Annotated in this window: 22 protein-coding genes; 12 read left to right on the top strand and 10 right to left on the bottom strand. The window is 71.5% G+C overall.

Going from position 1 to position 23,820, the window contains the following annotated elements; translation table 11 throughout:
* The first annotated feature begins 223 nt into the window (after positions 1 to 223).
* Together ACWEPL_RS06550 and ACWEPL_RS06545 are read left to right on the top strand one after the other, a co-directional pair.
* Positions 224 to 1,081, top strand: a complete 858-nt coding sequence (locus ACWEPL_RS06550; RefSeq protein ID WP_452435398.1) for a protein-L-isoaspartate O-methyltransferase family protein — start codon at positions 224 to 226, stop codon at positions 1,079 to 1,081.
* A gap of 52 nt (positions 1,082 to 1,133) precedes the next feature.
* On the top strand, positions 1,134 to 1,670 hold the full coding sequence (locus ACWEPL_RS06545; protein WP_363967291.1) for a GNAT family N-acetyltransferase: 537 nt from the start codon (positions 1,134 to 1,136) through the stop codon (positions 1,668 to 1,670).
* Between the two features lie 39 nt (positions 1,671 to 1,709).
* On the opposite strand, the gene ACWEPL_RS06540 is transcribed toward ACWEPL_RS06545, so the two are convergent.
* Entirely contained in the window at positions 1,710 to 2,153 is a 444-nt protein-coding gene (locus tag ACWEPL_RS06540) for a DUF6194 family protein (protein WP_397367133.1), read from the bottom strand.
* 106 nt (positions 2,154 to 2,259) lie between these two features.
* Between ACWEPL_RS06540 and ACWEPL_RS06535 the strand changes: the two genes are divergently transcribed.
* On the top strand, positions 2,260 to 2,991 hold the full coding sequence (locus ACWEPL_RS06535; RefSeq protein WP_452435397.1) for a phosphotransferase: 732 nt from the start codon (positions 2,260 to 2,262) through the stop codon (positions 2,989 to 2,991).
* Here the strand turns inward: ACWEPL_RS06535 and ACWEPL_RS06530 are convergent.
* Positions 2,988 to 4,508 (bottom strand): M48 family metallopeptidase, encoded by a 1,521-nt coding sequence (locus ACWEPL_RS06530; protein ID WP_350725151.1) that lies wholly within the window; start codon positions 4,506 to 4,508, stop codon positions 2,988 to 2,990. The two genes, ACWEPL_RS06535 and ACWEPL_RS06530, sit on opposite strands and share 4 nt — an antisense overlap.
* Positions 4,509 to 4,589: 81 nt before the next feature.
* Here ACWEPL_RS06530 and ACWEPL_RS06525 point away from each other — a divergent pair, with 81 nt between their 5' ends.
* Both ACWEPL_RS06525 and ACWEPL_RS06520 read left to right on the top strand, forming a co-directional pair.
* Entirely contained in the window at positions 4,590 to 5,810 is a 1,221-nt protein-coding gene (locus tag ACWEPL_RS06525) for a deoxyguanosinetriphosphate triphosphohydrolase (protein WP_363967284.1), read from the top strand.
* Positions 5,811 to 5,876: 66 nt separating this feature from the next.
* Positions 5,877 to 7,034, top strand: a complete 1,158-nt coding sequence (locus ACWEPL_RS06520; RefSeq protein WP_363967282.1) for an NAD(P)/FAD-dependent oxidoreductase — start codon at positions 5,877 to 5,879, stop codon at positions 7,032 to 7,034.
* Here ACWEPL_RS06520 and ACWEPL_RS06515 read toward each other — a convergent pair.
* Positions 7,000 to 7,908: a M23 family metallopeptidase gene (locus tag ACWEPL_RS06515; protein ID WP_452435396.1), complete on the bottom strand. Its 909-nt coding sequence runs from the start codon at positions 7,906 to 7,908 to the stop codon at positions 7,000 to 7,002. The two genes, ACWEPL_RS06520 and ACWEPL_RS06515, sit on opposite strands and share 35 nt — an antisense overlap.
* A 140-nt stretch (positions 7,909 to 8,048) precedes the next feature.
* On the opposite strand from ACWEPL_RS06515, the gene dnaG reads away from it, so the two are divergent.
* The 4 genes from dnaG (at position 8,049) to rpoD (ending at position 13,339) form a co-directional block, all read left to right on the top strand.
* The gene (gene dnaG / locus ACWEPL_RS06510; RefSeq protein WP_363967279.1) at positions 8,049 to 9,890 is read left to right on the top strand and encodes a DNA primase; all 1,842 of its coding nucleotides are present in this window, start codon (positions 8,049 to 8,051) and stop codon (positions 9,888 to 9,890) included.
* Positions 9,891 to 10,020: 130 nt separating this feature from the next.
* Positions 10,021 to 11,007 carry a hypothetical protein gene (locus ACWEPL_RS06505; RefSeq protein ID WP_452435395.1) on the top strand — a complete coding sequence of 329 codons (987 nt, stop codon included), beginning with the start codon at positions 10,021 to 10,023 and terminating at the stop codon, positions 11,005 to 11,007.
* On the top strand, positions 11,004 to 11,885 hold the full coding sequence (locus ACWEPL_RS06500; protein WP_452435394.1) for a hypothetical protein: 882 nt from the start codon (positions 11,004 to 11,006) through the stop codon (positions 11,883 to 11,885). The genes ACWEPL_RS06505 and ACWEPL_RS06500 overlap by 4 nt, the downstream gene beginning before the upstream one ends.
* 350 nt (positions 11,886 to 12,235) lie before the next feature.
* Complete coding sequence (gene rpoD / locus ACWEPL_RS06495; RefSeq protein WP_397367140.1) at positions 12,236 to 13,339, top strand: RNA polymerase sigma factor RpoD; 1,104 nt, start codon at positions 12,236 to 12,238, stop codon at positions 13,337 to 13,339.
* Between the two features lie 66 nt (positions 13,340 to 13,405).
* Here rpoD and ACWEPL_RS06490 read toward each other — a convergent pair whose 3' ends face one another.
* Genes ACWEPL_RS06490 through ACWEPL_RS06460 form a run of 7 tightly spaced genes read right to left on the bottom strand, consistent with a single transcriptional unit; the run spans position 13,406 to position 21,648 of the window.
* Positions 13,406 to 14,212, bottom strand: coding sequence for a transporter substrate-binding domain-containing protein (locus ACWEPL_RS06490; RefSeq protein ID WP_452435393.1), 807 nt, complete (start codon positions 14,210 to 14,212; stop codon positions 13,406 to 13,408).
* Positions 14,209 to 15,594: a hypothetical protein gene (locus ACWEPL_RS06485; RefSeq protein ID WP_452435392.1), complete on the bottom strand. Its 1,386-nt coding sequence runs from the start codon at positions 15,592 to 15,594 to the stop codon at positions 14,209 to 14,211. Before ACWEPL_RS06485 ends, ACWEPL_RS06490 begins: the two co-directional genes overlap by 4 nt.
* Positions 15,591 to 16,220: an FHA domain-containing protein gene (locus ACWEPL_RS06480; protein ID WP_355207996.1), complete on the bottom strand. Its 630-nt coding sequence runs from the start codon at positions 16,218 to 16,220 to the stop codon at positions 15,591 to 15,593. Before ACWEPL_RS06480 ends, ACWEPL_RS06485 begins: the two co-directional genes overlap by 4 nt.
* Complete coding sequence (locus tag ACWEPL_RS06475) at positions 16,220 to 17,506, bottom strand: vWA domain-containing protein (RefSeq protein ID WP_363967266.1); 1,287 nt, start codon at positions 17,504 to 17,506, stop codon at positions 16,220 to 16,222. Before ACWEPL_RS06475 ends, ACWEPL_RS06480 begins: the two co-directional genes overlap by 1 nt.
* The gene (locus ACWEPL_RS06470; protein WP_350725173.1) at positions 17,499 to 18,320 is read right to left on the bottom strand and encodes a PP2C family serine/threonine-protein phosphatase; all 822 of its coding nucleotides are present in this window, start codon (positions 18,318 to 18,320) and stop codon (positions 17,499 to 17,501) included. The genes ACWEPL_RS06475 and ACWEPL_RS06470 overlap by 8 nt, the downstream gene beginning before the upstream one ends.
* 14 nt (positions 18,321 to 18,334) lie before the next feature.
* Positions 18,335 to 20,485, bottom strand: coding sequence for a tetratricopeptide repeat protein (locus ACWEPL_RS06465; RefSeq protein ID WP_452435391.1), 2,151 nt, complete (start codon positions 20,483 to 20,485; stop codon positions 18,335 to 18,337).
* A complete protein-coding gene (locus tag ACWEPL_RS06460; RefSeq protein WP_452435390.1) occupies positions 20,482 to 21,648 on the bottom strand; it encodes a hypothetical protein in 1,167 nt (388 codons plus the stop codon). The genes ACWEPL_RS06465 and ACWEPL_RS06460 overlap by 4 nt, the downstream gene beginning before the upstream one ends.
* A 178-nt stretch (positions 21,649 to 21,826) precedes the next feature.
* On the opposite strand from ACWEPL_RS06460, the gene ACWEPL_RS06455 reads away from it, so the two are divergent.
* The 3 genes from ACWEPL_RS06455 to ACWEPL_RS06445 all read left to right on the top strand — a co-directional run.
* Entirely contained in the window at positions 21,827 to 21,985 is a 159-nt protein-coding gene (locus ACWEPL_RS06455) for a hypothetical protein (RefSeq protein WP_350725179.1), read from the top strand.
* Between the two features lie 32 nt (positions 21,986 to 22,017).
* Positions 22,018 to 23,292 carry an amylo-alpha-1,6-glucosidase gene (locus ACWEPL_RS06450; RefSeq protein ID WP_363967260.1) on the top strand — a complete coding sequence of 425 codons (1,275 nt, stop codon included), beginning with the start codon at positions 22,018 to 22,020 and terminating at the stop codon, positions 23,290 to 23,292.
* Positions 23,289 to 23,820: hypothetical protein (locus ACWEPL_RS06445; RefSeq protein WP_452435389.1), on the top strand; the 532-nt coding region annotated here is incomplete at its 3' end. The genes ACWEPL_RS06450 and ACWEPL_RS06445, both read left to right, overlap by 4 nt.

Genomic DNA, 23,820 nt, shown 5'->3' with positions numbered 1-23,820 from the left:
GATCGGGGAGATACGCAGCGTTTTGGCGGCGCTTCTGACGGCGTTCCCTCACCCGGCGCGCGGGCCGGATGTCAGCGCCGCCCACCTCGGCGGTGACTTCCATGGAAACCCTTGCCGCATCCGGATCGTAGTCGTACCGTCACGGATAGCGTTTCCCGAGATATGGAGGTGGAGCTGTGGGGAGGCACGAATGCGGGCATCCTTTCGCGAACGGGGAGGTGTGATGTTCACGCACATCGCGTGGCGGCTCGACGCGATGATCGCGGCGATCACCGACCACCGCCCGCCCCTCACCCGGCCGATCGAGCAGGCGCTGCGGGCGGTCCCGCGCCACTGGTTCGTGCCGCCGGTGGGGGAGTCGCCCGAGCGCGACGGGGGGAGCGCGCCGATCGACCGGGAGGCCGACCCGCCGGCCTGGTGGGACGCCGTTTACGCCGGGCGCCCGATCGTCGCCGCCGACGGGTGCTCCTGTCCCGCGCCCAGCGCGGTCGCCGACCTGCTGGAGCTGCTCGGACCGGCGCCGGGCCAGAGGGTGCTGGAGGTGGGCACGCGTACGGGGTGGACTGCCGCCCTGCTGTGCCGGCTGGTCGGGCAGTCGGGGAGTGTGACCTCCATCGAGGCGGATCCCACTGTGGCCGAGCAGGCCGCCAAGAACCTGGCCGCCGCGGGAGCGCTCCCGCACCTGGTCGTGGGCGACGGCGCGGCGGGGTGGGCCGAGCGGGCGCCGTACGACGGGGTGCACGCGACGTACGCCGTGCGGACCGTGCCGTACGCCTGGATCGCGCAGACCAGGCCGGGCGGGGTGGTGGTCGCGCCGTACGGCGACGGGCACGCCCTGCGGCTCGTGGTCGGGCCGGACGGCACGGCCGACGGCCGGTTCTCCCCGCTCACGACCATGACGTGGACGCGGCGCGACACCCCGCCGGGCGCCGTCCTGGCCGAGGACGTCCTGGCCGAGCCGGGTGACGCCCGCCGGACGTGGGCGGACTGGGGCGAGCCGGAGCGGGAGCGGTTCGGCGTGACGATCACGCCCGACGGGCAGCGGGTCTGGCTGGACAGCCCCGAGCGAGTGATCGGCTGACCCGCTGAAATTCGGTTGACCCCGCGCGGAGCCCGTCAGAAGGATGCGGGGGGTGCAGATCGAGTTCACGAGATTCTCCCCGGACGACGTCGAAGCGCTCGTCGGCTTCCTCACCGGGCACGAATGGCCCTTTCACGCGGGCGTCCAGGACCCCGAGACCGTGCGCGAGCGCGCCGCGGACGGCCTCTACGACGACGAGGAGTCCAGGACGTTCTGGGTGCTCGCCGATGGGGAGCGCGCGGGCCTGGTCCGGCTGCAGGACCTCGCCGACGACACCCCCCTGTTCGACCTGCGGATCGGGCGGGAATGGCGGGGCCGGGGCCTCGGCGCCGCGGCGGTCGCCTGGCTGACCGGCTACCTGTTCACCGAGCTCCCGCGCGTCAACCGGATCGAGGGCACGACCCGCCAGGACAACCACGCGATGCGGGCGGTCTTCCGCAAGAGCGGGTACGCCAAGGAGTCGCACTACCGGGAGTCGTGGCCGGGCCTGGACGGCACGGTCCACGACGCCGTCGGCTACGCGATCCTGCGCCGCGACTGGCTCTCCGGCACGGTGACGCCCCCCGACTGGGACGACGAACCCCGCTGACCTCGCTGCGCCTGGCCGGGGACCGGCCAGGCGCGAGGGTCAGGAGGTCTTGCGGGGGCGGTGGCGGGTGACGGCGCGCGTGTGTGCCTCGGTCAGGAGGGGGCGGGCCTGCTCGCCCGGGTTCACGATGGCGATCCAGCCCTGGGTCGCGTACTTGGGGTGGGGGAGGACGCGGTCCTCGGCCGTGTAGTCGACCTCGGCGTCGTCGCCGGCGAGCCGCTGGAGGGTGGCGCGCCCGACGGCGATGTTGAGCCGGAACACGCCCGGCCTGTTCAGGTCGGAGAAGGTGTCCCAATCCGGGTAGTCCTTGATGACGATCGTGGCGAACGGCTGCCGGGGATGGGTCTCCAGGGTGCCTTCCGGGTCGTAGAAGAAGAACGTGTCGCCCCAGGCCATCTCGGGGGCCTCGCTGTTCTCCTCGATGGTCTGGGTCACGACTCCGGGGAAACCGGACACGAACTCGATGATTTCGCTCTCAGTCATACCTTCAAGTGTTTCATTGCACTGCCCTGTGAGACTTTGCGCGCTGAACAGGCCATCGACCGCGTGAAAGCCTCAAACCGCTGACCTATGCGACAGGCTGGAGACCATGTCCGAGACACACCTCCCCGGGGGTTTCGTCAACGCGGTCGTCCGCGTCGGCGACACCGTCCGCCGCACGCCCGGACAGCGGGCCGCGTACGTGCACGAGCTGCTGCGCCTCTTCGAGCGGAGCGGATGGGCGGCCGCGCCCCGGTTCCTGGGCCTCGATGAGCGCGGTCGGGAGATCCTGAGCTTCATGGACGGCCACGTGGCCTGGGAGGACGTCCAGCCGGACGGCGTCGCCTCGGACGAGAGCCTGGCGCGGGCCGCGGAGCTGGTGCGGGAGTTCCACGACCTGACCGCCGGCACCTCACTGGCAGGGGAGGAGGAGGTGGTCTGCCACAACGACCTGTCTCCCCGGAACACCGTCTACCGGGGCGAGGAGCCGCGGCCGGTGGCGTTCATCGACTGGGACATGGCGGGGCCGGGACGGCGCGTTCACGACGTGGCGCACGTCTGCTGGCAGTACGCGGGCCTGGGCCCGCTGATCGCCGACCCGGCCGACGCGGCCCGGCGGGTGCGGCTGATCTGCGACGCCTACGGGCTGCGGGAGCGCGGCGAGGTGGTCGAGACGATCCTCTGGTGGCAGGACCGATGCCGGCGCGGCATCGAGCGGGATGCCGCGCAGGGGCTGGCGTACGCGATCAGGCTGCGCGAGCAGGGGGCGGTGGCGCAGGTGCGCGCCTGCCACGACTGGGTCGCCGAGCACCGCGCCGGATTCGAGCGGGCGCTGCGCTAGATCGAGGGGGTCGCGGCCTCGGCGGGCTGCCCGGGGGAGGGCTCCTCGATCGGGACGTAGTCGTGGCGCATGCCGTGGTCCCCCAGCCACCGCCGGAGCCCGGAGACGGCCTCCGGATTGGCCGACACCTGGGCCGCGTACTCCGACAGCGCCACCTCCTCCCCGTCGTCGAACAGCAGCCGCGCCGGCCCCGACCACGACAGCGTCCACTTGGCCTCGCCGAGCTGGATCAGCACCGCCTCCAGCGCCTGCCCCAGCACCCCGGCGAGCAGGGTCTCCGACGCGTTCCAGCCCTGCTCGCGCAGGACGGCCTCCAGCTCCGCCTGCCGGCCCCGGGCGATCGCCTCGAAGGCGGCGTCCAGGTACGGCCGCGCGGCCCCCATCACCCGCTGGCCGGCGACCGCCAGGTCGTGGAGGGCGTCGGCGTTGCGGCCCGCGTACATGGCGTGCGACACCAGCTCCTCCCACGACACCGGCCGCAGCCCGGTCAGCGCCTCCGGCGTCCACATGGACTGCTCCACGGCCTGCACCGCCACGTTCGCGTCGCGCAGCAGCGTCAGGGCCGAGCGGGGGTCGGGGACGTGCGGCGGCTCCGGCAGGTGCTCGATGGCGGCCAGGCGCTCGGTCAGGCTCGGATGGGAGTCGTACGGCGAGACCTCCTGCGGCTCCTCTCCCAGCTTGGCGATCTCGGCCTGCCGGTCGGAGTCGCTCATGAGCGCGTGGAAGCCCCCGAACACCGAGAGGGGCCTGGTGCCGCCCGCGCCGGTGAGCGACAGGTAGTTGGCGACGTAGAGGTCCCAGCCGGTCGCGGTGGTCTGGATCTTCTGCAGCGCCCCGGCCATGGCCTGCCGCCCGCCGATCGCGACCGCGAACTGGTCGGCCTCCAGCTCCTGCTTGCGCGAGACGGCCTGCGAGACCCGCAGGTAGAACTTGGCGTACCAGGTGAACAGGCGCTGGACGAACGGGTGGTTGCGCAGCCCCTGGACGGTGGCGAGGAGCGAGACCCGCCCCCGGTAGACCGGCGCGCCCAGCCGCGTGTGAGCGCCGCTGTAGTGGCCCAGCTCGTGCCCGAGCACCGCGCGCAGCTCGTCCACCGTCAGCGTCTGCAGCAGCGGCAGCCCGATGAACATCCGCCGCCGCGTCGCCTTCATCCCCAGCCAGCGCGTGTCCTCGGAAACGGCCGCGTTCACCTCCGCCACCAGCCGGATCTCGTCCGGCGGCGCCGTGCGCACGCGCTGGGCGAGCTCCTCGACCGTCTGCCAGAGCGCGGGTTCGTGCTCGCGTCCGATCGGCACGCCCGGTTGCTCGCCGCCCTGGCGGCGGCTCACCACGAACAGGGCCTGTACGAGCGCGCCGGCGACCAGGGTGAGGATGATCGCGAGCTTGAGGGTGTTCGCGTGGAAGTCCACGAGGAGCAGGACATCGAAGAAGATGGCGGCCACCAGGAAGAGGCCGACCAGAACGTAGAAGCCGGCGAGCAGGATGAAGGCCAGCACTGCTCGGAACGCTGTCGTCATGGGGTGAGGGCTCCCGGGGAAGGGGTTCTCGCGAGGCTCGACCTTAGCGGAGACCGGAAACTGGATAAAATCACCTAAGCAATGCCGTACTACGATGACCATGATCAGGAGCGTTGGGTTCCGGAACCTCCCGGCAATCCCGAACGCTCCGCATTCGAGCGCGACCGCGCCCGCGTGCTGCACAGTGCCGCCCTGCGCAGGCTGGCCGCGAAAACGCAGGTCGTGGGCCCTGCCGAGTCCCTCGGCGGCGGCCAGCACATCCCGCGCACGAGGCTCACGCACTCCCTCGAATGCGGTCAGGTCGGCAGGGAGATGGGCGCCACGCTCGGCGTCGATCCCGACCTGGTGGAGACCGCGTGCCTGGCGCACGACCTGGGGCACCCACCTTTCGGCCACAACGGGGAGATGGCGCTCAACGCGCTGTCGGCCTCGTGCGGCGGCTTCGAGGGCAACGCGCAGAGCCTGCGCCTGCTCACCAGGCTGGAGGCCAAGGTCCTCACGGAGGACGGCCGCAGCGCCGGGCTCAACCTGACGCGGGCGGCGCTCGACGCTTCCATCAAATATCCCTGGACATGCGAAAAATCCGCAAAATTCGGCGTATATGACGATGATCTACCCGTGTTCCGGTGGATCCGGGACGGCGCGCCCGACGGGCGGGTGAGCTTCGAGGCGCAGATCATGGACTGGGCCGACGACGTCGCCTACTCCGTACACGACCTCGAGGACGCGCTCCACTCCGGCCACGTCACCCCCGAGGCGCTGCGCTCGCCCATCGAGCGCACGCTGGTGTGCGAGACCACCCGCACCTGGTACGCCCCCAACGCCGACCTCGGCGAGCTGGAGGAGATCTTCGCCAAGCTGATCACCGACCCGCTCTGGCCGCGCCGCTTCGAGGCCACGCTCGCGGACCTGGCCGGGCTCAAAGCCCTCACGAGCGGCCTCATCGGCCGCTTCTGCCGCTCGGCCCAGACCGCCACCAAGGAGGTGTACGGCTCCCGCCACCGCGCCGACCTCGTCGTGCCCCACGCCACCCGCCTGGAGTGCGCCCTGCTCAAGGGCGTCACCGCCCACTACGTCATGGCCACCAGGGACCACAACGCCAACCAGGCCAGGCAGCGCGAGCTCATCACCGAACTGGCCTCGATGATCACGCTGGGCGCTCCGGGCACGCTGGAGCCCGCCTTCAGGCCCGCGTACCTGGGCGCCGCCGACGACGCGGCCCGCGTCCGCGTGGTGATCGACCAGATCGCCTCGCTCACCGACACCTCCGCCGTGGCGTGGCACCGCAGGCTCTCCCGCTGACCAAGTTTCCCCATGATCCGGTACACCCGGCTTTCCCCATGACCGTCGCAGGCGGATACTGCGCCCATGGCCACATATGTGATCGTCGGTGCCGGACTCGCGGGGGCCAAGGCCGCGGAGACGTTGCGCGAGGAAGGCTTCGACGGCGAGATCGTGCTCATCGGCGCGGAGAACGAACGGCCCTACGAACGACCGCCCCTGTCCAAGGACTACCTCCAGGGCAAGAGCGAACGAGAGAGCATCTTCGTCCACGGCCCGGAGTGGTACGCGGACAACGCCGTCGATCTGCGGCTCGGCACGCGCGTCACGCGCATCGAGCTCGACAACCACCTGGTCAGGCTCGGCGACGGGTCGCGCCGGCGGTACGACAAGCTGCTCATCGCCACCGGCGCCACGCCGCGACGCCTGCCGGGGCCCGCGTACTATCTGCGGACCGTCCACGACAGCGAGGCGCTCAAAGAGCGCCTGGCGAGCGCGGGCAGCGTGCTCATCGTCGGCGCCTCCTGGATCGGGCTGGAGACCGCGGCGGCCGCCCGCGCGGCCGGCTGCGAGGTCACCGTCGTCGAGCCCGAGCCCACCGCGCTCAACCGGCCGCTCGGCAACGAGCTCGGCGACCTGTTCGCCCGCCTGCACGTCAGCAAGGGCGTGGACCTGCGCTTCGGCACCGCCGCCGCCGAGATCACCGAGACGGGCGTGCGGCTCAGCTCGGGCGAGCGGCTCGCCGCCGACTTCGTCGTCGTCGGCATCGGCGCCGCGCCCGAGGTCGGGCTCGCCCGTGACGCCGGGCTCGACGTCGGCCAGGGCATCCACACCGACGCCGCGCTGCGCACCTCGCACCCCGACGTGTTCGCCGCCGGCGACGTGGCCGAGCCCCTCCACCCCCTGTACGGGCGCCGCCTGCGCGTCGAACACTGGGCCAACGCCCTGCACGGCGGCCCCGCCGCCGCCCGGTCCATGCTCGGCCAGGACGTGGTCTACGACCGGATCCCGTACTTCTACACCGACCAGTACGAGCTGGGCATGGAGTTCTCCGGCGACATCGAGGGCTACGACGAGATCGTCTACCGCGGCGAGCCGGAGAGCCTGGAGTTCATCGCGTACTGGCTGCGCGAGGGACGCGTGATCGCCGGCATGAACGTCAACGTCTGGGACGTCGTGGACGAGATCCAGGAGCTCATCAGGTCACGCGTCATTGTTGATCAAAAGGAGCTATCGACGGGGTGACGGTGATCACGCCGTCGTCGGTGCGCTTCGGCTTCGGGCCCTGGGTCTTGCCGGCCTGCGGGACCTTCTTCGACCCGCACTGCACGGCGCAGCCCGGCGTCTCGCCCAGCTTGCCGCGCAACGCCAGCGTCTCCTCCCTGGGCGAGTACGTGCGGTTGCCGGTCGCCCAGGCGTCGAGGTAGTCCCAGGGCTTGACCATGCCCCTGCGTACCCACCAGAAGGCCGGGCCCGTCTTCCACGAGATCGCGAAGTAGAGGTTGGGCCCGGTTTCGCGGGCGTTGCCCGTCCGGCCCACCCGCCCGAGCAGCTGGCCCGCCTTGACCGGGACGCCCGGCCGGACGCCGTCGGCGATCGTGTCGAGGTGACCGCCGAGGTAACGCACGCCGTCCTCGCCGATGATCGTGACGAACCTGCCCTCGCGGGCGGCCCCCGCGTCGGTGGACGGGCTCCACTTGTCCTGGAGGTTCACCTCGTCCACGACGCCGCCGATCGGGGCCACGAACGCGCACCCCTGCGGCGCCCAGATCGTCGTCTTGGGCAGTACGAGGAGCTGGCGCTGGTAGGTCGTCTTGCAGCCCTTGACCGGGAAGGTGTACTCGTACTTCGACATCTTCGGCGGCGGCACCTTCACCGGGTCGTCGCCCTTGGGCGGCTGCTCGGCCGCCTGGTGCTCGGCCTCCGGCTCCGCCGATTCGCCGGGCTGCGCGGCGGCCGGCGGGCTCGTGGCCGGCGGGGTCGACGGCGAGGTCGCGTTGACCCCCGCCAGGCCGGTGGCCTGGGAGCAGGCACCGGTCAGCAACAGGGCGGCCGTGACGGCCGCCCATCGTCCGAGATGCCCCGTGCGCATGATCTCCACCCGTGTCACCGTTTCCACCGACAACCTTTACCTTTGTAGCCGACCGGGAGCTCCCGCAGAGCCGGTTTCCCTCTTTAGCAACCGACAGGTAATGCGCGCCTACCCGTACCGGGCCCGGAGGGGCGGAACCGTCGGTGGGGCGGAATAGACTCACCGGCGTGGCTGGCCGGATCCGTGATGTCGACATCGCGCTCGTACGTGAGCGTTCACCCATCGCCGACGTGATCGGCGAACACATCCAGTTGCGCAACGCAGGGGGCGGCAACCTCAAGGGCCTGTGCCCCTTCCACGACGAGAAGAGCCCGTCCTTCAACGTCACCCCCGAGCGCGGGATGTACTTCTGCTTCGGCTGCTCCGAGGGCGGCGACGTGATCACGTTCGTCGAGAAGATCGAGCACCTGTCGTTCGGCGAGGCGGTCGAGCGGCTGGCGCAGCGGGCCGGGATCACGCTGCAGTACGAGCAGGGCGGCTACGTCCCCAGGCGCGACCACGGCGAGCGGGCCCGGCTGATCGAGGCGCACAAGGCGGCGGCGGAGTTCTACGCGGACAAGCTGCTCGTGCCCGACGCGGCGCCCGGGCGGAGGTTCCTGTCGGAGCGGGGCTTCGAGCGGGCCGACGCCGAGCTGTTCGGGGTGGGCTACGCGCCGGCCGAATGGGAGGCGCTGACGCGGCATCTGCTGGGGCGCGGGTTCACCGCCGAGGAGATCGTCAAGGGCGGGCTGGCCAAGGAGGGCCGGCGGGGGCCCATCGACCGCTTCAGAGGGCGGCTGATCTGGCCTATCAGGGACGCCACGGGCGATGTGATCGGATTCGGCGCGCGGAAGTTGCTCGATTCCGATGATGGTCCGAAATATCTGAATACGCCTGACTCGCCGCTTTACAAGAAGAGCCAGGTGCTTTATGGGATTGATCTCGCCAAACGGGAGATCTCCAAGCGCGCCCAGGCGGTGATCGTCGAAGGCTATACCGATGTGATGGCCTGCCATCTGGCCGGAGTGCCGACGGCGGTGGCCACCTGCGGCACGTCGTTCGGCGAGGAGCACATCAAGATCCTGCGCAGATTCCTGCTCGACCAGGCCGAATTCCGGGGCGAGGTGATCTTCACCTTCGACGGCGACGCGGCCGGGCAGAAGGCGGCGCTGCGGGCGTTCGCCGACGAGCAGAAGTTCGTCACCCAGACCTACGTCGCGGTGCAGCCCGACGGGCTCGACCCGTGCGACCTGCGGGTCAAGCAGGGCGACGCGGCCGTGCGGGACCTCATCGCGAGCCGGGAGCCGCTCTTCCAGTTCGCGATCAGGAGCACGATCTCCCGCTACGACCTGCGCAGCAACGAAGGCAAGATCGCCGCGCTCGACGCCGCCGCGCCGATCGTGGCCGGGATCAAGGACGTCGGGCTGCGCAAGCGCTACGCCATCGACCTCGACCGGTGGCTGGGGTTCATGGACGAGCGGTTCGTGATGCAGCGCATCGCCGAGGTGGGCGGGGCGCAGCAGGGCCGCCCGAGGCGCGCGCCCCAGGCGGCGCCCGTCGATCCGAGCGTGCGGGTGGAGGGGGAGCTGCTCAAGCTCGCCGTGCAGCGCCCGGCGCTGCTCGGGCCCCGCTTCGACGCGCTCGACCCGCAGGCGTTCACGGCTCCCGACCACGTGACGCTGCACAAGGTCATCCTCGCCGCGGGCGGCGTGGCCGCCGGCTCCTACGGCGGGCGCGAGTGGGTCGACCGGCTGCTGGAGCACGCGCACGAGGAGGGGGCGCGGGGGCTGGTGACCCGCTTCGCGGTGGAGCCCATCCAGGCGGACGCGCACGCCGAGGAACGCTACGCCGGCGCCATGCTGGCGGCCATCGAGGCCATCGCGGTCGACCGGGCCATCGCGCAGGCGAAGTCGCGGATGCAGCGGCTCAATCCGGTGGAGGAGCAGCAGGAGTACAACAAGCTGTTCGGGGAGCTGGTGGCGCTGGAGCAACAGCGCCGCGTCCTCCGCGACCGCGCCGCCGGCAGCTGACCCCCGCCCCCGGCGGCCACGCCCGCACGCCGCCCTGGGCCCCGGCCCGCGGGCCACGTGCCCTGCGCCGCCTGCCCGGCGTGATGGGTTTGTGATCAACCTTTGCGGCGGCGAAGCGGTCTAAACCGGCGTGAGAGTCAAGATCACGTCGGCCCTGGGGGCGCTGGCGGCCGTGGCGATGGTGGCGGGCGCGGCCGGCACGGCGGAGGCGGGGGCGGCCAAGAGCTCGCTGGTCCGGGCCGCACATCTGCCCAACTGCGGCGCTGACTACTTCATCCCGTGCAAGAAGGCCCCCTGGTACCTCTACCTGCGCGACGGCCGCTGGGTGAAGTTCCCCGCCGCCGCCCGGTACGCCACCGAGGCCGACGGGACGCGGGCCGACGAGGTGGAGGACGATCCGGCGCCGTTCGAGGTCAGCGGTGACGGCGGCACCATCGCCTACGTCAGGGCCCGCGACGGCCGGGTGGTCGTCGAGCGGTGGCCCGGCGGCAAGGCGACCGTGCTGCCCGCCTACGGCAAGGGCGTGGGCACCAAGTACGTCGACCTGTTCCTGTCGCCCGACGGCCGCCGCCTGCTGGTCGGCTTCGCGGAGGCGGCGAAGCCGCGGGCGCCGATGGTGGTCGACGTGGCGACCGGCCAGACGGTCAGGACGCTCCCGGCGACCGACGTGCCGAAGGGGTTCGGCGCCGACGGTGACGAGGTGCTCGCGACCAGGGCGAAGGACGACAACACGATCGAGGTGCTCGCGTACCCGCTGGACGGCGAGCCGGTCGCCGACACGCCGCCCCAGGAGGTCGTGTCCAGGGACTCCGAGTTCGTGCTGGCGGCCGACGGCCACACGCTCCTGGTGCGGCCGCCCACGGCGGGCAAGCAGCCTGAGCGGGTGCGGACGTACGACCTGCTGGCCCGCGCCTGGGCGGGCAAGGGCAGACCGATCAAGGCGACGCAGGGCACCTCGAGCCTGGCCTGGGGTCCGGGCGGGCGGCTGGAGCTCCGCCGCGTCGTCGGTTCCGACGAGGAGTTGCGGCGGACCACCCGGGTCTACGCGCTCGACCCCGCGACGGGGGCCACCAAGCAGGTGGACAAGTACACGATCCACGCGGGGGTGCCGAAGTGAGAGTGAGTCACCTTGCCGTCGCGGCCGCCCTGCTGGCGCCGTTCGCGATCACGCCGGCCGCGGGGGCCGCGAGCGACCCGATCCGCTACGCGGAACCGCTCAAGGGCAGGACGCTCCAGGTCGTGCTCCGCAGCGGCGCCACGCGCACGCTGAAGGCGCTGGGGGAGGGCAACAGGCCGGTCGCGGTGAGCGCCGACGGGGCCCGGATGGCCTACTTCAGGGCGGCGGACAGAGCCCTCGTCACCTACCCCTCCGGCAAGCGCGTGGGATCGATCAAGCAGCCCAGGAACGAGGTGGGCGTGGACGAGACGACGCTGATGCTGTCGCCGGACGGCCGACGGCTGGCCTATTTCGACAACGACGGCTCCCACCGGGGCCGCGTGTTCGACGCCGTCACCGGCAAGAAGATCGGCTCGCTGCCGGCCCCCCTCAACTGGAACCCGGCCGGGTTCAGCGGCGACGGCGGTGAGATGCTGCTGGTCCGGAGCGGCTCGACGACCGACCTGGCCGTCACGGACCTGCGCGGGCGCGTGCTCCGCCGCGACACCCCGCCCCAGATCGTGGGCTTCAACCTGCCCGCGTGGGACGGCGACGGCAAGGTCGTGGCGCTGGCCGCCGACGGGCGCAGGGTCGCCGTGTACGTGCCGGGCCAGGCCCCGGGCCTGGTGGTGTACGACCTGGCAAGCAGGCAGGTCAGCGAGAAGATCGCCGTCCAGAAGCCGGCGGCCGCCACCTGGACGGGGGAGCGGGAGGTGACGCTCCGCGTGGACGGCGGCGGCCGGACACGGCTGGTCCGGATCGACGTGGACAGCGGCGCGAGCCAGGTCGCGGACGACTACCGAACCCCTGTGAAGCGGGCATACCACGCGGGCGGTTGATAACAGTTCGGCCGCGATGACAAGCGGGATATCAGGGCGGTTGACCAGGGAAAGTCCGGGAGCCTGGCGCGGTCCAATGCAGCGACAAAGAGGATGGCCGACGACTTCCAGGCAGCGAAAGAGTTGCGTCCGCCGGAGGGTGTCGCCGGGCGCCGGGAATCCAGACCGCGTAATTGACTTTACTTTCCTGATCAAACTCCGGCTAAACCTTTAAGTGATCTCAATTCGGTAAGGACGTTAGTCTTACCTTCGGTGACAAAAATGGGTCTGCCATTTGATGGAACCAATACTGCAGACTGTCTCCCGTGGGTGCATCGGTGCTGCCAAGCAGTCCGCCATCGGTAGATCAGGTGGCGGACCTCGTCGCGAAGGGAAGAGAGCGCGGGAGCGTAACCGTCGATGACGTCGCAGCCGCGCTTGACCGATCCGAGTTGCCGTCCGACGCGCTGGAACGCGTCGTGCGCATGCTCGCCGAGAACGGCGTGGAGGTCCTCGAGCCCCAGGGCGACGAGGAGGCCACCCGCGCCGATGAGGAAGACGTTGGCAAGCGGGCGCCGACCAGCGATCTGGTCCGTATTTATCTACGGGAGATCGGCCGTGTGCCTTTGCTGACCGCAGAGGAGGAGGTGGAGCTCGCCAAGTCGATCGAAGCCGGTCTGTTCGCCGAGGACAAGCTGGGCAGCGGGGTCTCGCGCCTGGCCTTCCCGGAGTTCAGGGAGCTCGTCTGGCAGGGCACCCGGGCCAAGCAGCGGCTCATCGAGGCCAACCTCAGGCTCGTGGTGTCGATCGCCAAGCGGTACGTGGGCCGCGGCATGCTGTTCCTGGACCTGATCCAGGAGGGCAACCTCGGGCTCATCCGGGCGGTCGAGAAGTTCGACTACACGAAGGGCTACAAGTTCTCCACCTACGCCACCTGGTGGATCAGGCAGGCGATCACGAGGGCCATCGCCGACCAGGCGCGGACGATCCGCATTCCCGTGCACATGGTGGAGACCATCAACAAGCTCGTGCGCGTGCAGCGCCAGCTCCACCAGGACCTCGGCCGCGAGCCGATTCCCGAGGAGATCGCCAAGGAGATGGACCTCCCTGTCGATCGCGTGGTGGAGATCCAGCGCATCGCCCAGGAGCCGGTGTCACTGCAGTCGCCGATCGGTGAGGAGGACTCCGACCTCGGAGACTTCATCGAGGACGCCGACGCCGTCGTGCCCATGGAGGCCGCGGCCTTCATCATGCTGCAGGACCAGCTCGACGACATCCTGGCCACGCTGTCCGACCGCGAGCAGCGCATCATCCAGCTCCGCTTCGGCCTCGCCGACGGTCATCCGCGCACGCTGGAGGAGGTGGGCAGGGAGTTCGGGGTCACGCGGGAGCGCATCCGGCAGATCGAGTCGAAGACCCTGGCCAAGCTCCGGCACCCGACGCGGGCGCAGATGCTGAGGGACTATCTGGACTGATCCGGAGGGATCCCAAGGGAACGGGCCCGGGCCTCGCAGCCCGGGCCCTTCCCATGTCCGCGGCCGTCAGGAGCAGCCCTCGAACTGCGGCACCGCGACCGTCGACAGGTCCAGCCCCGACTTGCCGAACCACCGGTGCAGCAGCCGCGCGGTCGTCCCGTCCTGGTACATGTCGGTGATCGCCCGGTTGACCGCCTCGCACCCGGCCACGTCGCTCCTGCGCATGCCCACCCCGGTGCGCTGCTCGTTGAACTGCGCGTTGGCCAGCTTCAGCCCCGTCCCGTCCTGGTTGGCCAGCCCCGCCAGGATGACGTCGTTGGTGGTGACCGCGTCGACCTGCTCGCTCTTCAGCGCCGTCAGGCACGCCTTGTAGTCGTCGAACGGCACCAGCTGCGCCGGCACCTCGCGCTCCTCCACGACCCGCTGGGCCGCGTTCGAGCCTTTGACCGCGCAGATCTTGCGGCCCTTGAGCTCGCGCACGTTCTTGATCGTCTCGTCGGGCCGCTGCAGGATGTCCTGGTAGGAGACGTGGTACGGTCCCGCGAACAGCACGTCCTTCTTGCGCTCCTGGTCGATCGTGAACGTGGCCAGCACCAGGTCGGCCTTGCCGTCCGTCAGCACCTTCGCCCGGTCGGCGGCCAGCACGGGGATGTAGGAGGCCTGCTTGTGCAGCTTGCGCGCGATGTAGGCGGCCACGTCCACGTCGAAGCCCTCGAACCCGCCGTCCGGGCGGCGGAACCCGACCGACGGCAGGTCGGGCCGTACCGCGATGACGATCTTGTCCTTGTCCAGGACCGATTCCTGCCCGTCCGTCCCGCAGCCCGCGACGACTGTCGCGAACAGGGCCAGCACCGCTGCCAACGCCCGCTTCACCGGTACTCCTTGAGTCGTGGCCACACCCCTGCGATCACCAGCAGGCCGATCGCGCCGATGGCGAACGGCAGCAGCCGCCACAGGTTGTCCAGCGAGCCTTCGCCGGTCGCGATCGCCCGCGTGAACACGGCCTGGTGCCCGGCGGACAGCGACACCAGCGCGCGGTCATAGGCGTCGAACGCCTGGCTCACCGGCCCGAGCCGCTCGGCGACCGCCTCGTTGGTCCTGCCGCCCGCCACCAGCTCGCGGAACTTCCCGTCGGCGGCCTGGAAGCTCCGGTACGCCTCCATCGCCTGGTCGCCCTGCCTGCCGACGAGCTCGGGCCCCAGCAGGCCGAGGACGTCGTCGTCACCCTTGGCGACCTGGTCGTGGTAGGTCCGCAGGTTGCCCGCCTTGAGGTAGACGACCGACATCGCCTTGTCCAGGAACGTGTGCTCGTAGGTGTCGGCCCACTCCTTGTCGAGCAGGTAGCGGCTCTGGTCTCCCTGCATGCTGTTGCTGATCGAGCGCGCCTTGGCCAGCGTCAGCACCGAGTCGAACCCGGCCGACTTCGCCGTGCGCAGCGCGTTCTCGTCCTGCGCGAGCACGGTCAGCCCGGAGATCAGCGCGACCGCGGTCGTCACGGTGGCGACCAGCAGCGCCGGGCCGAACACCCGGCGGAAGCGCCGCGCGAGGAAGACCTGCAGCCAGATCAGGCAGCCCAGCGCGAGCAGCCCGGCCACCACCACGGCGGCCCGCAGCAGGGGCACCATGACGGCCTTCTCGTCATAGGTGGCGCGCACGATCGTGCCGCTCTCCAAGGTCAGGTTGTACGCCTGGGGCAGCAGCTCGACCCGCATCAGCTTGGTGGCCTCGCGGTAGGTGAGCACCACGTCCTGGGGAGGCGGCCCCGGCGCGTGCTTGGACCGCTCGTCCAGCAGCAGCGCCTGGCCGGTCAGCCGTTCGTAGCGGCCCAGCCGGTCGAGCACCGCGTGGACCGTCGCCTGCTCCGCCTTGGTGTCGGCCAGCGACAGGGCCTGCATCAGCGCCTCGTTGGCCCTGGACCGCGCCGCCTCGTAGCGGTCGAGCGCCTGCGCGCGCTGCGGCGCGTACTGGTCGCCCATGACCAGCACGTTGGCCACCTGCGCGTCCATGTCGCTCAGCGCCAGATAGAGATCGGCGGTGGCGACCACCTGCGGGCCCGCGTCGCGCCCGATGACCTGCAGGCCATCGCGGGCGGTCATGCTGCCGACCGCGAGCGCCCCGAAGAGCAGCGCCAGCGAGGCGACGGTGATGCCGGTGATGACCCGTATCCTGCCGGGCACGCTCCGGCGCGCCGGCGGCGGGCCGCCCGCCGCCGGCACCGCGGGGGCCTGGGGCGCCCGGGGCTGTGCGAGGGTCACGGCGTGCCCTCCCTGATGGTGATGACGGTCCACGCGCCCAGGTGGATCCGGTCGCCCGCGCCGACCCTGACCGGCACGTTGACCTTGACGGGCTTGCCGTTCACCTGGGTGCCGTTGGAGGAGCCCGGGTCGACCAGCAGCCACGAGCCGTCCGGCTGCGCCAGCAGCACGGCGTGCAGGTGGGAGACGCCCGGGTCCTCGGGCGGCCCGGTCAGGTCGATCTCGGGGGCCACGTTCCTGGCCCTGCTGCGCCGCCCGATGCGTACCTGCTCGCCCATCAGCGCGAACGAGCGCTCGGGGCAGTACGGCGGGAACGCCATCGCCGCCGCGTCGGGCCCGCCCTCGGCGACGACCTTCTCGTAGTAGGTCCGGTCGGCCGCCGTGACGGCCTCGAACCGCACCCCGCTCACGGGGACCGCGACGGGCGCGCTGCCGCCGGTGAAGTCGTGCCCGCACACCTCGCAGAACTGCCCGGCGCGCGGCGTCTGGCAGACCGGGCACGCCTCCACCGACGGGCCCGGAGCCTGGGGCTGGGGCGCGGCCGCGGGCGCGCCCCCCATCTGGGCGCCGCAGACGTCGCAGTAGTCGTCGGCGCCTGACGGATGCCCCTGCGGACAGGTGGCCATCAGTTTCCTTCCTTGCGCAGCCGGCTGGTACGGACGGAGCCGGTGTCGAGCTCGAGCTCGTCGGCCTTGTCCACGTTCCTGCGCAGCCTGGCCGTGCCGGTGGCCGGATCGACCTCGACCACCTTCTCCAGCAGCCTGGCCGTGTCCTCGCGGCCCGACTGGGCGGCCAGCTGCTGGGCCTTGGCCAGGCGGGCGGTCGCGGTGTCGACGTCCCCCATGGCGCGGGCGCTGAGGCCGTCCTGGATGAGCTCGTGCAGCTCGGCCTGGCCGGTGTAGTGGGCGACCTTGCCGTTGATCCGGGTGGACTGCGCCAGGTCGTCGGTCCACTGGGCGAGCACGTTCCCGCTGGCCAGGACCTCCTGGGTGTCGGGGCGTACGAGCTTGACCCAGCCGGCCCTGATCTCGTGCCCGATCTGCCCCGGCGGCACCTCCACGCAGATGTGGTACTCGCGCTCCTCCGTGCCCCAGGAGCCGGTCGGGTAGTCGCCGGTCAGCGGGTTCACGTCGGTGCGCTTGCCGGTCAGGTCGAGCAGCGTGGGGGAGACCTGCTTGACGAACTTCAGCGTCGCGGTCTGCGGCACCCACACCCGCAGCGACAGCTCGGCCACGGTCTTGCTCATCGACGTCTGCGTCAGCCTGCGGAAGAACTCCGACAGATCCCCTTGGTTGCGTACGTAGTCGAACGAGCCGAGCATGGCCTCCGCGACCTTCCGCAGCTCGGCGGGCACCCAGTCCTCGCCGATCCCCAGGGAGTCGCACACGAACTTGCCGCTCCAGCCCGCCAGCACGGAGGCGAACACCTCGGGCCGCTCGTTGTTCTGGCCGTCGGTCATCAGCAGCGCGTGCCGGATCGCCGACGGGTGCGCCGAGAGGAGATGCCCGGCCAGCTTCAGCCACTCGCCCATGGCGGTGCCGCCGTGCGCGCTCAACCGGCTGATCGCCCGCTCGGCCTCGGCCCTGGTGGCCGGGCTCGACCTGACCAGGTTGGCGTTGCCGCCGGGGTAGACGACCTTGGCCCGCTCGGTGCCGGCGACCACCGCGAAATACACCCCGTCGCGCAGGGTGTGGACGGCGGTCGTGGCCGCCTGCCTGGCCTCGCGGATCTTGCTGCCGCTCATCGAGCCGGACGTGTCAATGATGATCACTTCGGCGGCCTCGGCGGCGACGGACTGCGTGGTGACGCCGCCGGTGGAGCTGACCGTGAGGATGGCGTGCACGTCGCGGCCGTCGGTGGAGAGGTACTTGTTCTGGTCGATCGTCAAGGTGAAGGTCGGCTGCTCACCCATGCGTCACTCCTAGGGGGATCAAGGCGATGGTCACGTTGTCCTGGCCGCCGGAGTCGAGCGCGTGGCGCAGCATCTCGCGGGCCATGTCGATGGGGGTTCCGGAGCTGGGGAAGGCGTAGCCGTCCAGATAGCGCCACAGGCCGTCGCTGCAGACGAGCAGCAGGCCGGGCTCCTCCGGGGTGAGGGTGCGTACGTGGAGCGGGACGTCGACGGCGTCGGCGCCCAGCCAGCCGGTGATCTCGCCGGTCTCGATCGCGTCGTCCACGGTCAGCATGACGCCGGGCCGGCCTGCCGGGCCCGGCAGCCAGTAGGCCCGGGTGTCGCCGGCCCAGCCGAGCGTGATCCGGCCCCGCTCGACCACGGCGGCGATGTACGTGCAGGCGGGGGCGTCGTCCACGGACGTGGCGAGCTTGGTCACCGCGCGCCCGGCCAGCTCGAACGCCTCCTCCTGCCCCAGCCCCCTGGCCAGCGCGGCCGAGGCGGTCTCGACGGCCACCGCGGACGCCTCGTCGGCCCTGGGCGAGCTGCCCACGCCGTCGCAGACCACGGTCACGATCGCGTCGCCGGACGTCAGCAGCGCCACCGCGTCCTCGTTGCGGCTGCGGCGCAGGCCCTTGTCGGTCACGGCCGCCGCGCCGCCGTCGATCACGGTCTCCGCGTGGTCCCTGTCGGTGGGCTGGCGCAGGCCGCACCGCTCGCAGTAGCCCTCGGCATCCACGGCCGCCGCGCCGCACGACGCGCAGGTCGGCGCACCCAGGGTGTGCCCGCACGCCTCGCAGTAGATGTCACCCGCGAGCACGGGCGCCTCACACACGGGACAACCAGCCATCAGAACCACGTCCTAGGTCGAATGGCGTTCGCCTGGTCGATGAGGGCGTGGCGCTCCTGGCGGGACTCGGCCGCGACGGCCAGCTTGCGGAAGATCGACTCCAGCCGCCGGCGCAGCCCCTGCTCGGTGAACGGCGCCTCGGCCAGTCGCGCGCCCTTCGGTGGCGAGCCGTTCTCGAGCCAGGTCAGCGCCGAGGTGAGCAGCTCGGCGGTGAGCACGTCGCGGCGGCGCGGGTCGAGGTCGGCCTGTTTGGCCAGCCGGTCGGCCGAGCCCACCAGATCGTCCGTGGTGAGCCTGCTCAGGTCGGCCCCCCGTACGACGGAGACCGCCAGCGCCACCTGCGCCCGCGCCCGGTGCACCGAATGGGTGGGCACCTCGTCGAGCACGCTCATCCGGCCCGACCTGGCCAGCCCGAACACCGCGCTCACGTACGAGTGGTCGGTCCGCCACACGGCCTCGTACCAGCCGGCGGCGGGCTTGCCCGCGCACTCCAGCGCGAACGCCAGCGCCAGCTTCGGCGCCAGCTCGCCGGGCAGCGCCGACAGGCACGCGTCGAACATCGCGACGGCCTCCTCCGGCCGCCCCGTGGTCAGGTGGAGCACCCCGCGGTACCAGGTCACCCGCCAGTCGCGGGGCAGCTCGATGTCCAGCTCGTTCAGCGCGACGGGGGCCTCGGCCGCGGCCCCCTCGGCCAGCAGCCTGGCCCGCATCAGCTTCGTCTCGGGGGTCTTGGGCAGCGCGGCGAGCTGGTCCATCAGCTCCTTGCCGTCGCTGCCCAGCAGCCCGGCCAGCGCGCCCGCCGCCGCGTCGGCGGGGTCGACCAGCGGCACCGGCAGCGCCTGCGCGACGGCCACCGGGTCGAGCGGCCCGAACACCACGTCGCTCTCCTCCGCCAGCGCCGTGCCCACGGCGCCGCGCTCGGGCCCGAACATCGGCGAGGGCGCCGGGTACGGGACCTTGTCCTCGATGGCGCTGACCTCCCGCAGCACCCCGACGAGCTGCTCCTCCATCTCCTCCGCGCTCTGGAACCTGTCGGCGGGATTGACGGCGGTGGCCTTGCGCAGCAGCCGGGTGAACGACGGGTGCCCGCAGTCCTCGGGCAGCGGGGTGGCCACGCCGTTCGCGTACGGGGAGAAGCCCGGGATCGCCAGCACCGCCAGCGTCCTGGCCACGGTGTAGAGGTCGGCGGTGGCGGCGGCGGCGTGGGTCTCCACCTCGGGGCCGTGGTAGCCGGGCGTGGCCCAGCCCGAGCCCGGCGGCGCGCCGATGGGCAGCACCGCGCCCAGGTCGATGAGCTTGAGCCGTTTGCCGACCCTGATCACGTTGGCCGGTTTGAGGTCGCAGTAGACCATGCCGTGCTCGTGCAGGTAGGCGAACGCCTGCAGGATCTCCCGGCCGTACATGAGGGCCTCGCGCAGCGGCACCGGGCCCTGGCGGCGCAGCTCGTGCAGCGACTGGCCGCCGACGTACTCCATGACGATGTAGCCGAAGCCGCCGGAGCGCTGGAAGTTGAGGATCTTGACGATGTTGGGGTGGTCGACCGTGGTGAGGAACTTCCGCTCGGCCTCCGCCGCCGCCAGCGCCTCGGCGTCGTTGGTGTTGAGCAGGCCCTTGAGCACGACCCACATGCCGTCGAGGTTCTCGTCGGAGGCCAGGTAGATCCAGCCGAGCCCGCCGTGCGCCAGGCAGCCCAGCACCCGGTACTGGTCCGCCACCAGGTCGGCCTTGTCCAGCTTGGGGGTGAACGAGAACTGCGTGCGGCAGTGCGGGCAGAACCCGTCCGTCAGCCCCGGCCGGCCCTCCCTGGAGCGCCCGACCTCCTGCCCGCACGCCGGGTTGGCGCAGAACCGCTTGTTCTCGGGCACCACGGGGTCGGCCATCACGGCGGTGGCCGGGTCGCGGTAGGGCACCGACGGCAGGTCGGCGATGGTGGCCAGCACGCCGGGCCGCGACCTGCCGCTGCTCACCGGAGAGGTGACCGACCGGCTCACCGGCTGTGTCTGCAGGGGGACCGAAACAGGCCCAGAAACGGGCCCAGAAACGGGCACAGAAGCGGGCGGCGGCGCCGGCGTGCTCGCCGAGTGGCCGCACAGGTCGCAGTAGCCGTCCTCGATCGTGCCCGTGCAGCCCGGCTGCGCGCAGCGGGTCATGGCTTACCTCCGTGGATCGCGCGCTGGTACGTCTCGACGGCCGCCGCCGCCCTCGTCAGGTCGCAGGGCGCGGTCCACAGCAGCACGCGCGCCCGTTCGAACAGCTCGGAGGCCGCCGGGTCCTCCGCCAGGCCCTTGCGCACCGCCATCACCTGGCAGGCGCCGAGCCGCCCGCGCAGCTCGTCACGCCTGCTGACCAGGCCGTAGAGCGCCTTGGCCGTGGTCTGCGACTGCTCGGCGGCCTTGCGGGCCTCTTCCTCCAGCGCCGCCAGCCGCTTGGCCCGCAGCACCCAGGTGTCGGCCGAGGCGTCGAGCGCGTCCAGCTCGGCGGCCAGGGACTCGGCCCGGCCGCGCGGCTGGGCCTGCGGCGGCAGGGCGATCTTCACGACGACCGCGCCGTGGGCCAGCCTGGCCTCGCTCTCGGCCGCCCGTACCCGGTCGAGCGCGGCCACGAGGTCCTCCCGCCGCCTGGCGAACTCGTCCTTGACCGTGAGCGCCAGCTCCAGCTCCGCGCGGGAGCCGGCCAGCAGCCGGGTCAGCCGGTCGAGGTCCGGCTCCGCGGACGGGCCCAGCGGGTCTTCGAGCACCGAGCCGCGCAGCCGCTTCAGCTCGGCCTCCTGCGCGGTCAGGTCGGTGCCCTCGCCCAACTGGCGTTCGAGGTCGCGGATGTGGCGCAGGTCGCCGTCGGCGCCGTCGAGGCGGGGCAGCACGGCGTTCCACACCGCGTCGATGTCGTTGAGCGCGGAGGTGACCTCGCGGAAGGCGGCGTCCATCCGGGTCAGGGTCTGGTCGAGGGTCAGCCGCTCGTCCTTCTGGGGGAGCAGCGAGCGCTGCTCGACGGGCTTGGCGGTGGCCCGCAGCACCACGGACGGGCCCGCCAGCAGCTCCGTCAGCCGGCTCAGCTGTTCGGGGGTCAGCCTGGCGCGCGTGGCCCTCATCTGCTCCGCGTCACGCAGCACCCCCCGGTACGCGTCGTTCAGAGACCACAGCGTGGCCAGCGACTCCTGCGCCGCGGCCCATCTCCGCTGTGTCTCCCCGCGTAAGGAGGCTCCCTTGAGCAGCTGATAGGTGGTGTGGGATTCGAGATCGAGCAGGTCGCCGGAGACGCGGTCGCGTTCGTCGGCTCGAGCGCGCAGTGCGTGCTCGACGCCCTCCCTGCTCATAGGTGGTCCCAGGCTCATCACGCTCCCCGTGAAGCAGGCCTCCCCCGAACCCTTGCTCCTACCGGCACAACGGGGGGGTCGGCCGGTTGGTTCCAAGAGTAGGGGTGACCCTGACTTGTCCCTGATTCAACCCTGCATCGCCTGCAATTCGCTTAAAGGATCTTTTACCGTTGCAGGCATGGGACGAATTCTGCTGATCATCGCGGCCGTCGTGGCCGCACTCGTACTTCTCGGGCCCCTTGTGGGCTTCGCTCTCACGCTGCTCAAGTGGGGGCTGATCATCGGTGCCGTGGCGTTCGGCGTCATGCTCCTGTCGAAGTGGGTCAAGAGGACATAGCGTCTTGGGGTTTCCCCAGGCATAGTTGTGTGATGGAGGCGCGGCCGGCGGTCGACGATGCCGCGCTCGGGCGCGAGGCACTGGCCGTGCTCGAGGCGAACTGGACAGGCACGGGCACCGTGCCCGCGCCAGGTCTCTATCCGCACCAATGGAGCTGGGACTCCGCGTTCGTCGTCATCGGTCTGGCCAGGCACCGGCCGGACCGGGCCCGCGACGAGCTGCTCAGCCTGCTGCGGGGGCAGTGGGCGACCGGGATGGTGCCGCACATCGTCTTCCACACGCGCGAGGCGTACTTCCCGGGGCCGTCCGTGTGGCGCTCGCAGGAGCACGAGGCCGCGCCACGCGTGCTCACCTCGGGGCTCACCTCGCCGCCGCTGCACGCGCTGGCGCTGTGGTGGTTCTACCGGCACACCGGCGACGTCGCGTTCGTCAGGAAGGCGTACCCGGCGCTGGTGGCCCAGCACGCCTACCTCTCCTCGGCCCGCGATCTCGGCGGCGCGGGCCTGGCGGCGATCGTGCACCCCTGGGAGTCGGGCATGGACGACAGCCCCTCCTGGGACGAGCCCCTGAACGCGCTGCCCGCGATCAGGTACGGCTACCGCCACGTGGAGCTCGAGCAGCGCCACCCCGACAGCGACCACGACCGCTACGTCTGGCTGGCCATGCGCTACCGGGACGCCGGATACCGGGCCGAATACCTGCGGGACGAGCATCCGTTCGCGATCGAGGACCCGATGTTCAACGGGATCTGGCTGGCCTCCTGCCAGGCCCTGGCCGAGCTGGCGCCGCTGGCGGGCGCCGACCCCGTACCGCACGCCGAGCAGGCCGACCGCATCAGGCAGGCCATGCTCGACCGCCTGTGGGACGGGTGCTTCTACGCCCGCGACCTGCGGACCGACCGGCTGATCCGGGTCTGCACGGTGGGCGGGTTCGGGCCGCTGCTGGATCCCGGGCTGCCCAGCGACCACCTGCACGCGGCGGTGGAGGTGCTGGAGTCGGCCAGGTTCATGGGGGCCACCGGCTATCCGGTGCCGAGCTGCGAGATCCGGGCCCCTCAGTTCGACCGTACGCGCTACTGGCGCGGCCCCTCCTGGGTGAACACCAACTGGCTGCTGCGCAGGGCCGCGGCCGTGCACTCGCTCGACCAGCTCGGCCAGCAGCTCGCCAACGGCACCCTGCGGCTGGTCCGGCAGGCCGGGTTCCGGGAGTGCTTCGACCCCTTCGACGGCAGCGGGCGCGGGTGCAGGGACTTCTCGTGGAGCGCGGCGCTCACCCTCGATCTGCTCGCCGATAACGTGGAGGAATGAGCATTTTCCGCCGCCTGCCCGCCGACGTGCGCAAGTCCCTGGCCACCGAGCCCGGGGAGCGGGTGCTGACGTTCGCCGCCGGGGCGGTCTCCGGCTATGTGGTGGCCACGAACCTCGCCCTCTACCTGACGGACGGGACGCGGGTGCCGTACGAGATGGTCGACAAGGCGTCGTGGGACGACGACGGGGTGCGGATCCTCACGACGGACGGCACGCGACACGCCGAGCGGATCACCGACCCGCGGATGCTGCCCGAGACCGTGCGGGAGCGCGTCAACTCCACGATCGTGGTCAACAAGCACGTGAAACTACCGGGGAGGGGCGGCGTGCGGCTGGTGGCCAGGCGCCGGCCCGGCGGCGAGGTGCGCGGCTGGACCTTCGTCTTCGACGACGGCCTCGACCCCGAGGACCCGGGCCTGCGCGCGCAGGCCGAACAGGCCCTGGAAGGGCTGCGGCGGAGCATGGGCGTGTGCATGACCGAGTGGGCAGAACGCCACCCGGAAGTCCGCATCCACCCGGGCGAGGCTC

The organism is Nonomuraea sp. NPDC004186, assembly GCF_053603495.1.
Note: the sequence above shows the minus strand (reverse complement) of the source record. Positions and strands in the feature narration are given on the sequence as shown.